The organism is uncultured Cetobacterium sp. (assembly GCF_947038635.1).
GTDB lineage: Bacteria > Fusobacteriota > Fusobacteriia > Fusobacteriales > Fusobacteriaceae > Cetobacterium_A.
The window spans coordinates 20,943-34,549 of sequence record NZ_CAMQXC010000013.1; the positions used below are offsets into that span (position 1 = coordinate 20,943).

Genomic DNA, 13,607 nt, shown 5'->3' on the forward strand with positions numbered 1-13,607 from the left:
AATGAACGAATTAGCAACTACTTATTCCCCTAATGAAATAGAGGGAAAATGGTATAAATATTGGGAGGAATCAAACTTTTTTGCAGCAACTTTAGATGATAGTAAACCAAACTACTCTATAGTTATTCCACCTCCAAATGTAACTGGTATATTACATATGGGACATATCCTTAATAACAGTATTCAAGATGTACTTGTTAGATATAAAAGAATGAGTGGATATAACACTCTTTGGATGCCTGGAACTGACCATGCTGGTATTGCAACTCAAAATAAAGTTGAAAGAAAATTGGCTGACGAAGGTTTAACTAAAGAGGATTTAGGTAGAGAAGAGTTTATTAAACAAGTTTGGGAATGGAAAGAGCAATATGGTAGTGTTATCACAACTCAGCTTAGAAAAATAGGAGCTTCTTTAGATTGGAAAAGAGAAAGATTCACAATGGATCAAGGTCTTTCTGAATCTGTTAAAGATATTTTCATCAAACTTTTCAATGATGGATTAATATATCAAGGTGAATATATGGTTAACTGGTGTCCTAGATGTGGTACTGCATTAGCTGATGATGAAGTTGATCATGAAGAAAAAGCTGGTTCACTATGGAATATTAAATACCCTGTTAAAGATTCTGATGAATTTTTAATTATAGCTACTACAAGACCTGAAACTATGCTTGCTGACGTGGCTATTGCAGTTAATCCAAATGATGAAAGATATTCTCATCTTGTTGGTAAAAATGTAGTTTTACCTCTTGTTGGAAGAGAAATTCCTGTTATTGCTGATGAATATGTTGACATAGAATTTGGAACTGGAGCTCTTAAAATAACTCTGATGATGAAGTTGATCATGAAGAAAAAGCTGGTTCACTATGGAATATTAAATACCCTGTTAAAGATTCTGATGAATTTTTAATTATAGCTACTACAAGACCTGAAACTATGCTTGCTGACGTGGCTATTGCAGTTAATCCAAATGATGAAAGATATTCTCATCTTGTTGGTAAAAATGTAGTTTTACCTCTTGTTGGAAGAGAAATTCCTGTTATTGCTGATGAATATGTTGACATAGAATTTGGAACTGGAGCTCTTAAAATAACTCCTGCTCATGATCCTAACGACTTTGCTTTAGGACAAAAGTTTAATCTACCTATCATCAATATGATGACTCCTGATGGAAAAGTTGTTAACGATTATCCTGCATATGCTGGAATGGATAGATTTGATGCTAGAAAGAAAATCGTTTCTGACTTAGAAGAGCAAGGATTACTTGTTAAGATTGAGTCTCACTCACACAATGTTGGAGGATGCTATAGATGTAACACTGTTGTTGAACCAAGAGTTTCAAAACAATGGTTTGTTAAAATGGAACCTCTAGCAGAAAAAGCTTTAGAAGTTGTTAGAAATGGAAAAGTAAAACTTATGCCTAAAAGATGGGAAAAAGTTTACTATAACTGGCTAGAGAATATTAGAGACTGGTGTATCTCTAGACAAATCTGGTGGGGACATAGAATACCTGCTTGGTATGGACCTGATATGCATATTTTTGTTGCTAAAACAGAAGAGGAAGCTTATACTCAAGCTAAAGCTCACTATGGTAAAGATGTTGAATTAACTCAAGAAACAGACGTTTTAGACACATGGTTCTCATCTGCTTTATGGCCATTCTCAACTTTAGGTTGGCCTGAAAAAACAGTTGAATTAGAAAAGTTCTACCCTACTTCTACATTAGTAACTGGTGCTGACATTTTATTCTTCTGGGTTGCTAGAATGGTAATGTTTGGTATGTATACTATGGACGATATTCCTTTTGAAAATGTTTATCTACATGGAATAGTTAGAGATGAAGTTGGTAGAAAAATGTCTAAATCATTAGGTAACTCACCAGATCCATTAAATTTAATTGGAGAATACGGTGCTGATGCTATTAGATTTACAATGATTTACAATACTTCTCAAGGTCAAGATGTTCATTTCTCTGAAAAATTAATAGAGATGGGTAGAAACTTTGCTAATAAAATCTGGAACGTTTCAAGATTTGTTCTTATGAACCTTGAAGATTTCGATATAAAATCATTTGATAAATCAAATGTTCAACTTGAATTAGTTGATGAGTGGATTTTCTCTAAATTAAATAAAACTTCTAAAGATGTTGCTGATAAATTAGAAAAATTCCAATTAGATGAAGCTGCTAAATCAATCTATGAGTTCTTAAGAGGAGACTTCTGTGACTGGTATGTTGAATTAGCTAAGGTTAGATTATATAACAAAGAGGAATCAGGAGTTAAATCTAGACAAACTGCTCAATATGTTCTATGGACAGTTTTAGAAGCTGGATTAAAACTTTTACATCCATTTATGCCATTTATTACTGAAGAAATTTGGCAAAAAATAAAAGTAAATGGAGAAACTATAATGCTTGCTGATTACCCAGTTTGTAATGATTCTCTTGTAAGCGATGATAAAGAAAAAGCTTTTGAATATATTCAAGGTTTAATCTCATCATTAAGAAATATTAGAGCAGAAAGAGGAATCTCTCCAGCTAAAGAAGCAAAAGTTGTTATCAGAACTTCTAACCCTACAGAATTAGAAACATTAAAAGCTAATGAGTTATTTATAACTAAACTTGCTAAAATTGAAGAATTAACTGTAGGAACTGATCTTGCTACTCCTGAACAAAGTGGATTCAGAGTAAATGGAAATTCTGAGGTATTCATGATTTTAACTGGTCTTCTAGATGTTGAAACAGAAATCAAAAAGATTAATGAGCAACTTGAAAAAGTTAAAAAAGATTTAGATAAGGTTAATGCTAAACTTTCTGATGAAAGATTTACATCTAAAGCTCCAGCTCATATCTTAGATAGAGAAAAAAGAATCCAAGAAGAGTTCCAAGATAAGTATGATAAACTAATGGAAAACTTAAAAAATTTCCAATAATAGTATCACTTTAAAGCTTTTTAAGTAGTAGGAATTTACTTCCTACTACTTTTTTTAAATAAATTGTATTCATTATGTTAAAATTATGCTAAAATAGAATGGTAACTATACATAATAATAATAGTTGGGAGTGATACAATTGGATTTACATTATTTAAGAATATTTTATGAGGTAGCTAAAGAAAAAAGTTTTACTAAAGCAGCTAATAAATTATACATAAATCAATCGGCGGTTTCGATACAAGTTAAAAAATTTGAGGAGATTTTAAACTCTAAACTTTTTGATAGAAGTTCTAAGAAGATAAAATTAACTTACACTGGGGAAGCTCTTTTTAAAATGGCAGAAGAAATTTTTGAAAAAGTTAAAAGAGCTGAAAAAGAGATGGAAAGAATTATCAATTTAGATAAAGCTAAAATATCTATTGGAGCTACATCTGTTATTGGTGAACCTTTACTTCCTCTTTTAATGAAAGATTTTATCTCTTTACACGATGAAATTGAATATGATATTACTATTTCTACTAAAGCTTGGCTTTTAAAATTATTAAAAGAAGGAGAGTTAGATATACTTCTAATCGATGAAGAGCATATAACTGATCCTAATTTAGAGGTTATTACTGTAGGTTCTGTTCCTTATATTCTTGTTGGTACAAAAAATACACAAAAATTAGAAACAGTTTCTAAAGAGCCATTAATTTCTAGAAAAAATATCTATAATAACGATAAAGCTATTAGTCATTTAGAGGATAAAAATCATATTTGCTTCAATACAAAAATACCTGTGCTTGGTAACTTAGGAGTTATTAAAGGAATGGTTAAAGAGGGTATCGGTAACGTTATTCTTCCTTATTATGCTGTATATAAAGAGATACAAAGTGATGAATTTAAAGTTATTAGAACTATTGATGAAGTTACAGACTCTTATCAAATTGTTATAACTAAAGATAAAAAAAATCTTGCACACATTATTAAATTTATTAATTTTGTTAAAAATTTTAAACTTTAATTTTTGTAATTTAGGAGGCTAATATGAATTTATTAGATTCGTATAAAATAACAGCTTCTCTTTTAGAAAACTTTATAAAAGAGGAAGCAGAAAAAAAAGAAACAGAAAAAGTAGCTAAAGATTTAGCTAATATATTTCAATTAGGAAATAAAGTTCTAATCTGTGGAAATGGTGGTAGTAACTGTGATGCTCTACATTTTGCAGAGGAATTTACTGGAAGATTTAGACAAGATAGAAGAGCATTACCTGCTATATCTTTATCTGATTCATCACATATTACTTGTGTTGGAAACGATTACGGTTTTGATTATATATTTTCTAGAGGAGTTGAAGCTTACGGTAAAGAGGGAGATATGTTTATTGGTATCTCTACAAGTGGAAACTCTGCAAATGTTATAAAAGCTGTTGAAGCAGCTAAAAAAATGGGACTTAAAACTTGTGTTCTTCTTGGTAAAGACGGAGGAAAACTTAAGGGGATGTGCGATTATGAATTTATCATTCCTGGAAATACTTCTGATAGAATTCAAGAGATACACATGATGATACTACATATTATCATTGAAGGTGTAGAAAAAATAATGTTCCCTGAAAATTATTAAAAATACCCTTTTTAGGGTATTTTTTTTGAGGTGATTTATATGTTTTTTAAATTAATTTTCGTCTTATTAATTTCTATGTTCTCCTTTTCTTTTTCAATAGAATCGGAAAATAAAGCTTATATTGGTAGCTTTAATACTCTAAGATTAGGAAAAGTAACTAAGGATTATGAACATTTAGCAAAATCTATTGAACCTTTTGACATTGTTGGTTTAGTAGAAGTTATGAATAAAAAAGGACTCTTTAAACTTCTATCTGAAGTTGAAAAAATAAGTAATTCAAAATGGGGATATGAAATTTCTCCTTACCCTGTTGGTACTGATGAGTATAAAGAATATTATGCTTTTTTATATAAAAAAAATAAGGTCGATTTTATTAAAAGTGAAGGTTTTTATCCTGATGAAAATGATGATTTTATTCGTGAACCATATGGTGCTACATTTAAAATTAATAATTTTGATTTCACTTATATTTTAATACATTCTATATATGGAAAAAAAATATCTCAAAGACAATTTGAAGCACAAAAACTTATCAATGTTTATAATTATTTTCAAAATTTAGATTCTAATGAAAATGACATTTTAATTGGAGGAGACTTTAATTTACCTGCTAATGATTCAGCTTTTGAGAATATTTTAAATCATAGGGATGATATCATTTATACTTTAGATCCCTCTATTAAAACAACTGTTGGAACTAAAGGTTTTGCCAACTCCTATGATAATATTTTTATTTCAAAAAAATATACTCAAGAATTCAAAGGAGAAAGTGGTGCATTAGATATTACTAGAGGAGATTTTATCAAAACAAGAAAGGAGGTTTCTGATCATCTACCAATTTTTATTGTTGTAGATACAGAAATTGATGATGACTAAAGCTTTTATATTTTTAAATGGAGATTTTCCTAATTGCAAAGATTTTTATAACACTTTAAATATTAATACCGAGCATCTTTTTTGTGCTGATGGGGGTGCTAAAAAAGCACTTGAATTAAATTATATTCCTAAAGAAGTTTGGGGTGACTTTGACTCTTTAGATCAAACATCTTTAGATTTACTAAAATCTAACAATGTTATTATAAAAAAATTTAATAAGGATAAAGATTTTACTGATGGTGAGCTTTTAATATCATACGTGACCTCTTTAAATTATGATGAAATCTATGTTATCGGTGGTCTAGGTGGTCGAATAGACCATATGCTAACAAATATAAACCTTATTTTTAAATATAACAATATCATTTTTATAGATAGATTTGAAATACTATTTTTAGTAAAACCTAAATTTACTCTTAAAAATAATTTAAATAAAAGAATCTCTTTTATTCCTTTTTCAGATACTATTGAAAATCTTACTTTAGAAGGATTTCTCTATCCTCTTAAAAATCATACCTTAAAAAGAGGAGACTCGACATGTTTAAGTAATATTATTACTTCTGAAGAAGCTTTTGTATCTTTTAGTTCTGGTAAGCTTCTTGGTGCGTTAAGTTTAGATTGACAATACTCTTAAAATAATGTAGGCTATTTAATAGTATAAAATTTTAGGGAGGATTTTAATAATGACTAATTTATCAACAAAAAGTAAACTTTTACTTGGGATTCAACATGTACTAGCTATGTTTGGAGCTACTGTTCTAGTTCCATTTTTAACTGGTTTAAATCCATCAGTAGCTTTACTTTCAGCAGGTATAGGAACACTACTTTTTCATCTTTGTACAAAAGGAATTGTTCCTGTTTTTTTAGGATCATCATTTGCTTTTATAGGAGCTTTAGCTCTTGTTTTAAAAGAAGAGGGAATTGCTGCTATTAAAGGTGGGGTTATCTCTGCTGGTTTCGTTTATATTTTTATGTCTTGGATGATTAAAGTTTTTGGTGTTGAAAAAATAAAATCGTTCTTTCCACCTGTTGTTGTTGGACCTATTATAATGGTTATTGGATTAAGATTAAGTCCAGTAGCTCTATCTATGGCAGGATATTCAAATGGACACTTTGATTTAAAAAGCCTTATTGTTGCTCTTATAGTTGTAATTTCTATGATAACTATTTCAATCTTAGAAAAGTCATTTTTTAGATTAGTTCCAATTTTAATCTCTGTTATTCTTGGATATATCGTTTCTATTTTCTTAGGATTAGTGGATTTTGCACCTATCGCTGCTGCAAATTGGATTGGTTTTTCTAGTAATGCATTAAAAGATTTACTAACTTTACCTAAATTTTCTGCAACAGCTATTTTAGCAATTGCACCTATTGCATTAGTTGTTTTTATTGAACATATTGGAGATATTACAACAAATGGAGCTGTCGTTGGTAAAGATTTCTTTAAAAATCCTGGTATTTCAAGAACATTATTAGGAGATGGAGTTGCTACTGTCGCTGCTGGATTCTTAGGCGGACCTGCTAATACAACTTATGGAGAAAATACTGGTGTTCTTGCTGTTACTAAAGTTTATGACCCTGCTATTTTAAGAATTGCAGCTTGTTATGCAATTGTTCTAAGCTTTATTGGAAAATTTGGAGTTATTTTACAAACTATCCCAACTCCAGTTATGGGAGGAATATCTATTATACTATTTGGTATGATTGCTTCTGTTGGAGTTAGAACTGTTATAGATGCTGAAATTGATTTTTCTCATTCTAGAAATCTTTTAATTGCATCTCTTATATTTGTTTTAGGAATTGCTATTGATAATATTATTATTTGGAAAACAGTTTCTTTATCTGGACTTGCTATTGCAGCTCTAATTGGAGTTTTCTTAAATAAAATATTACCTAAAGATCAACTAGATAGTTAATAAAAAAATCTATTAAAATAGGAAGAAGTTTGAAGCTTTTCTTCCTATTTTTTATTTTTTGTTGTAATATATAAAATATAATAAAGGAATATAGGGGGATTAGATGAAGAAATTTATAGTTCTTATTCTTATGGCAAACTTAGCTTTTGCTGGTAAATATTTTTATGAAAAAAAATCGTCACAGTCTCAAAATACTTTAATAAAACCATTACCTGAAATAAAAAAGGAGGATTTTTCTATGATAAAAAATAGAGATGAAATTGCACAACAATATAAATGGGATTTAAATGATATCTATCCTGATTGGAATCAATGGGAAGCTGATTTAGTGAAACTTAAAGAACTTATGACAGAAATTCCTAAATATCAAGGGGAAATTTCTAAAAATCCAAAAACTTTTGTTGAATTTATAAATCTTGAAGAAAAAATATCAAGACTTTTAGATAAAATTTATCTATATCCATACTTGCAAAGAGACTTAGACTCAACTAATGAGATGGCCTCTGTTAAACTTCAAGAAATTGAAAGTATTTACGCTAACTATTCTATATCTTCATCTTGGATTACACCTGAAATCTTAACTATTCCTAAGGAAACTATGATTACATGGATTAACGACAATCCTATTCTTGAACCTAATAGATTTCCTTTAATGGAAATTTATAGACTTCAAGAACATGTTTTATCTGCTGATAAAGAAAAATTATTATCATATTTTGGACAATATCTAGGTGTTCCATCTGATATATATAGTGAATTATCTACTTCAGATATTAAATGGAATGATGTAGAGTTATCTGACGGAAGTAAAACTACCGTTACTAATGGAGTTTATTCTAAAGTAATTTCAACTAATAGAAATCAAGAGGATAGAAAAAAAGTTTTTGAAGCTCTTTATAACTCTTTTAATATTAATAAAAATACATATGCTTCAATTTATAAGAGTATTTTACAAAGAGATTTTGCTACAGCTCAATCTAGAAATTATAAATCTAGTTTAGAAAAAGCTTTAAATCCTAAAAATATTCCTTTAGATGTTTATACATCTTTAATTGAATCTACAAAAGAAAATACAGCTCCTCTAAAAAGATATATAGCTTTAAGAAAGAAAGCTCTAAATTTATCTGACTATCACTATTATGATAACTCTATAAATATTGTAGATTACAATAAAGAGTTTACATATGAAGAGGCTAAAAATACAGTTTTAGAATCTGTTAAACCTTTAGGTGAAGATTATTATAATGGATTAAATACAGCTCTAAGCGAAGGGTGGTTAGATGTATACGAAACACCTAACAAAAGAAGTGGAGCCTATTCTTTAAACATATATGATGTACATCCATATATGTTACTTAACTATAACGGAACAATGGACGCTGTCTTCACTTTAGCACACGAACTTGGACATACTATGCACTCTATGTTGTCTACCAAAAATCAACCATATCCAATTAGTAGCTATACAATATTTGTTGCTGAAGTTGCTTCAACATTTAATGAAAGATTATTACTTGATAATATGTTAAAAAATACAACTGATCCTAAAGAGAAAATAGCTCTTATTGAACAAGCTATCGGTGGAATTGTTGGAACTTACTATATTCAGTCTCTATTTGCTGATTATGAGTATCAAGCACATCAAATTGTAGAAAATGGTGGTGCTATAACTCCTGAGGTTCTAAATAATATTATGGAAAACTTATTCAAAGATTACTTTGGGACTGAGCTAACTATGGATGAATTACAAAAAATTATTTGGGCAAGAATCCCGCATTTTTATAACTCTCCATATTACGTATATCAATACGCAACTAGTTTTGCTTCATCAGCAAATTTATACGACAGAATAACAAATGCAAAATATACTCCTCAAGAAAGAGAGCAAGCGAAAAACGAGTATCTTACTCTTTTAAAATCTGGTGGAAATGATCATCCTATGAATCAACTAAAAAAAGCTGGTGTTGATCTAAGTAAAAAAGATGCTTTTAATGCTGTTGCTACAGAGTTTAATAGACTTTTAGATCTTTTAGAAGAGGAACTAAAAAAAGAAAAAGGAGATATCTAATATGATTTTGCTTAGATGGATTTTTAACTTTCTAAAATTTATCATTAGAGAAATCTCTTCAATGATAATAAAATTTGTATTTCTTTTAATTTTAATAGTTTTAGCTTTCAATTATTTTACTAAAACTAAAAAAAGCCCTATTACTAAAAAATCATACTTAAAAATTGATTTGTCTAAAGAATTTAATGAGACTTTAATTCAAAGTCCTCTTAATTTTAGCTCTAAGAGTATAAATTTTTATCAACTTTTAAATAATATAAGCATGGCTAAAGATGATTCTAATGTACAAGGAATTATATTGTCTTTAGATGAAAGCTCTTTAAGTAGAAGCCAAATTGATGAGCTTGGAGAAGTTTTAAATGAATTTAAAACTTCAACTAAACCCATATATTCATATGGAGCTATGATTGATAATAACTCTTTATTAGTAAGCAGCTATAGTACTGAAACTATAATGCCACCAGCAGCATCTACTGCTGTAAATGTCACTGGATATAATAAAGATATTCCATATTTTAAAGGTTTAACTGAAAAATTAGGAATAGATGTCACTGTTATTCATGTTGGAGACTTTAAAACTTATGGTGAAAATTATACTCGAAGTGAGATGTCTGAAGAAAATCGTTCAGATTTAAAAAGAATTTTAGATAAAAGTTACTCTTTTTTTCTTGAAGATTTATCTAAAAATCGTTCAATTGAAATCAATAGTTTAAATTCTACAATTATTTCAGGGGAATTAATGGGAGAATCTTCGGAATCTTTAAAAAAATATAATTTAATAAGTACTTTAAATTATTGGGAAAATTTCAAAAAAGAAAAGAATATTGAAAATATAACTAGTATAGAGGAATATATTCCATCTTTTAAGTCTACAATATCTAATAACAAAATAGCAATAGTTTATGCTGATGGTGAAATAAATTATACATCTTCTAAAAATCCTACTACAAGTACTATAACTCCCGATAAATTTATTTCTGCTCTAGAAAAGGCAGAAAAAGATGATAATGTTAAAGGAATTGTAATTAGAGTTAATTCTCCTGGGGGATCTGCACTTGCCTCAGATATTATCTGTAACGCTATTAAAAATATTGAAAAACCTATCTATGTTTCTATTGGAAGCGTAGCCGCTTCAGGTGGTTACTATATTTCAACTGCTGCTAAAAAAATATTTGCTGATAAAAATAGTATCACTGGTTCTATTGGAGTTGTTAGCCTTATTCCAAATGTTAAAGAACTTACAAATAAAATTGGTGTCAATATGAATGATATATCTTATGGTAAATATTCAGATTTATACTCTTTAACAGCTCCAATGACACCTGAAAGACAGGAAAAAATATATAACTCTAATCTTAAGGTTTACAAAGAATTTTTAAATAAAGTTGCTTATGGAAGAAATTTACCATTAGAAGAAGTTGAAAAAATAGCCCAAGGAAAAGTTTGGTTAGGAGATGAAGCTATTAAAATTGGACTTATTGATTCTATTGGTGGAATAAATACAACTATAAAAAGTTTAGCTACAGATCTACAAATAAATGATAATTACTCTGTTACTGAGATTTCTTATGAAGAGGATTTGAAAACTATGTTTGAATCAACAATATTTCCAATACAAACTTTTTTTTCTTTTAAATCTTTAACTAAAAGCGAAAATCTTAAAAATTTAATTGAAAATGAAGATATATTCTTTAAACCAATTTTATACCTAAGCTTTTAAATCTCTAGTTGAAAAGTTACTCTCTATTATGATATAATCATAACAATTACACAATATATTCTAGGAGGGATTAAATTGGTTAGAAAACTAAAAGGACAAAAAACTACTGGAGGAAACTCTCAATCTGATATTTTAAGACAAGCTCAAGCTATGCAACAACAAATGCTTTCTGTTCAAGAATCATTAAAAGAAAAAGAAGTTGAGGCTTCTGTTGGTGGTGGAGCTGTTGTAGTAAAAGCTAATGGACAAAAAGATATCGTTTCTATAAAAATATCTGAAGAGACTATTAAAGATGCTGTTGAAGATAAAGAGATGTTAGAAGATCTTGTTCTTTCTGCTGTTACTGAGGCTATGAGACAAGCTGATGAGTTAGCTGAGAAAGAGATGTCTGCTGTTACTGGTGGAATCAATATCCCAGGTCTATTCTAGTTTGAATTTTAAGCACCGATACAATAAGTATTGGTGCTTTTTTTTACTTTAAATTTATGTTATAATTATTTGAAAATACTTTGATTATAGGTGGTTTTTTAATGGAAAATAATAAATATAAAAGATATGGTTTAATACTTTACTACCTACTAAAAATTATTTCTAAAACAATGAAAATAGAGATTATAAAAAGTCCTAAACTTGTTGATGGAGAAAATTATGTATGTGGTTTTTGGCACAATAAACTTGTCGGAGCCTCTCTAGGACTAATCAATCTATCTGAAAAAAAAGCTGTCTTAGCTAGCCCTTCTAAAGATGGAGAATTAATATCTATTCCTTTAGAAAAAATGGGTTTTACTATGGTTAGAGGTTCTTCTGGAAAGGATTCAATTAAGTCAGTTTTAAAATTAATTAAATTAGTTAAAGATGGTCACAGTGCTGGAACTCCATTAGATGGACCTAAAGGTCCTATTTATGAAGTTAAACCAGGTATGCTATATCTTGCCCAAAAGTCTGGAAAAGCTTTAGTTCCAGTTGGTGTAGCATTTAGCAATAAATGGACTTTTGAAAAAGCTTGGGATAAATTTCAAATGCCTAAACCTTTTTCTAAAATGGTTTGTTTAATTGGAGACCCCATTTTAATTCCTACTAATGCTAATTTAGATGATTATTTAGATTTAGCAAAAGAAGCTTTATTCCAAATAGACAAAGAAGCTGAAAAAATATTAAATGAAAAAAAATAACGTTTTGAAAGGAGATTAATAGATGAGTAAAAATTTTTATGTAACAACACCGATATATTATGTTAATGGAGATCCACATGTTGGAAGTGCATATACAACTATTGCAGCTGATGTTTTAGCTAGATATAAAAAATCAAAAGGTTTTGATGTATTCTTTTTAACAGGTACTGATGAACATGGACAAAAGGTTGAGGAAGCTGCTAAAATGAGAGACTTAACTCCTCAAGCTTGGACAGATTCTATGGCTCCTAGATTTATTGATATGTGGAAAGCACTAGATATCAATTATACAGATTTTATAAGAACTACAGAACCAAGACATAAAGAGGCTGTTAAAAAAATTATAAAAACAGTTTACGATAAAGGGGATATTTATAAAGGGGAATATGAGGGAAAATATTGTGTTTCTTGTGAAACATTTGTTCCAGAGAATCAAATTGTAAATGGAAATCACTGTCCTGATTGTGGTAAAGAGCTAACAATGGTTAAAGAGGAATCTTATTTCTTTAAGATGTCTAAATATCAAGATGCTTTACTTGAACATATTGAAAGTCATCCTGACTTTATTCTTCCTCACTCTAGAAAAAATGAAGTTGTTTCATTTATAAAGCAAGGGCTTCAAGATTTATCTATTTCTAGAAATACATTTGAATGGGGAATTCCAATTGAGTTTGCTCCTGGACACATAACTTATGTATGGTTTGATGCTCTAACAAACTATTTAACAGCTGTTGGGTATGAAAATAATCCTGAATTATTTGATAAATTCTGGAATAATGGAGAGGTAGTTCATCTTTTAGGAAAGGATATTCTTAGATTCCACGCTATTATATGGCCTTGTATGCTTTTATCAGCAGGAATTAAACTTCCAAATAAGATTGTAGCTCATGGTTGGTGGACTTCTGAAGGTGAAAAAATGTCTAAATCTAAAGGTAATGTTGTTGCACCATTAGACGAAATTGCTAAATACGGTGTAGATGCTTTTAGATATTGTTTAATGAGAGAGGTTAATTTTGGAAATGATGGAGATTATTCTACGCCTTCAATTGTTACAAGAATCAATTCTGATTTAGCTAATGATTTAGGAAATCTTTTAAATAGAACTCTTGGAATGTATGGAAAATATTTTAATGGAATAATCACAAAAGGTGAGGTATTCGAAGAGATTGATGACAGTGTAAAAACTCTTTGGAACGAAACTGTTACTGCTGTTGATTATCATATGAATAGAGTGGAATTCTCTAGAGCTTTAGAAGCTATCTGGAAATTTATCTCTAGAATGAATAAATATGTTGATGAAACTGCCCCTTGGTTACTTA

The 13,607-nt window shown here is 29.1% G+C and carries 11 protein-coding genes and 1 pseudogene; all 12 read left to right on the forward strand.

The features are described 5' to 3' along the window. Nucleotide 1: 1 nt before the first annotated feature. Nucleotides 2-910: a class I tRNA ligase family protein gene (locus Q0V08_RS02705; RefSeq protein ID WP_297431863.1), complete on the forward strand. Its 909-nt coding sequence runs from the start codon at nt 2-4 to the stop codon at nt 908-910. Beyond that, nucleotides 826-2,931 (forward strand): annotated as a pseudogene (locus tag Q0V08_RS02710) (valine--tRNA ligase); the annotation flags it as partial. The gene Q0V08_RS02705 and the pseudogene Q0V08_RS02710, both read left to right, overlap by 85 nt. A 139-nt stretch (nt 2,932-3,070) precedes the next feature. After that, entirely contained in the window at nt 3,071-3,937 is an 867-nt protein-coding gene (locus tag Q0V08_RS02715) for a LysR family transcriptional regulator (RefSeq protein WP_040406562.1), read from the forward strand. 23 nt (nt 3,938-3,960) lie between these two features. Then, nucleotides 3,961-4,536, forward strand: coding sequence for a D-sedoheptulose 7-phosphate isomerase (gmhA, locus tag Q0V08_RS02720; protein ID WP_297431865.1), 576 nt, complete (start codon nt 3,961-3,963; stop codon nt 4,534-4,536). A 39-nt stretch (nt 4,537-4,575) separates the two neighbouring features. Then, on the forward strand, nt 4,576-5,412 hold the full coding sequence (locus Q0V08_RS02725; protein WP_366099768.1) for an endonuclease/exonuclease/phosphatase family protein: 837 nt from the start codon (nt 4,576-4,578) through the stop codon (nt 5,410-5,412). After that, a complete protein-coding gene (locus Q0V08_RS02730) occupies nt 5,402-6,034 on the forward strand; it encodes a thiamine diphosphokinase (RefSeq protein WP_297431879.1) in 633 nt (210 codons plus the stop codon). The genes Q0V08_RS02725 and Q0V08_RS02730 overlap by 11 nt, the downstream gene beginning before the upstream one ends. A gap of 61 nt (nt 6,035-6,095) precedes the next feature. Then, nucleotides 6,096-7,328 carry a uracil-xanthine permease family protein gene (locus Q0V08_RS02735; protein ID WP_297431868.1) on the forward strand — a complete coding sequence of 411 codons (1,233 nt, stop codon included), beginning with the start codon at nt 6,096-6,098 and terminating at the stop codon, nt 7,326-7,328. Nucleotides 7,329-7,569: 241 nt separating this feature from the next. Continuing rightward, complete coding sequence (gene pepF / locus Q0V08_RS02740) at nt 7,570-9,396, forward strand: oligoendopeptidase F (RefSeq protein WP_297431880.1); 1,827 nt, start codon at nt 7,570-7,572, stop codon at nt 9,394-9,396. A 1-nt stretch (nt 9,397) separates the two neighbouring features. Then, nucleotides 9,398-11,116, forward strand: a complete 1,719-nt coding sequence (gene sppA, locus Q0V08_RS02745) for a signal peptide peptidase SppA (RefSeq protein WP_297431870.1) — start codon at nt 9,398-9,400, stop codon at nt 11,114-11,116. A gap of 75 nt (nt 11,117-11,191) precedes the next feature. Continuing rightward, complete coding sequence (locus Q0V08_RS02750) at nt 11,192-11,545, forward strand: YbaB/EbfC family nucleoid-associated protein (protein WP_023050140.1); 354 nt, start codon at nt 11,192-11,194, stop codon at nt 11,543-11,545. Between the two features lie 101 nt (nt 11,546-11,646). Further along, on the forward strand, nt 11,647-12,288 hold the full coding sequence (locus Q0V08_RS02755) for a lysophospholipid acyltransferase family protein (RefSeq protein WP_297431872.1): 642 nt from the start codon (nt 11,647-11,649) through the stop codon (nt 12,286-12,288). 22 nt (nt 12,289-12,310) lie between these two features. After that, nucleotides 12,311-13,607 (forward strand): methionine--tRNA ligase (metG, locus tag Q0V08_RS02760; RefSeq protein WP_297431874.1); only part of this gene is annotated, 1,297 nt, incomplete at its 3' end.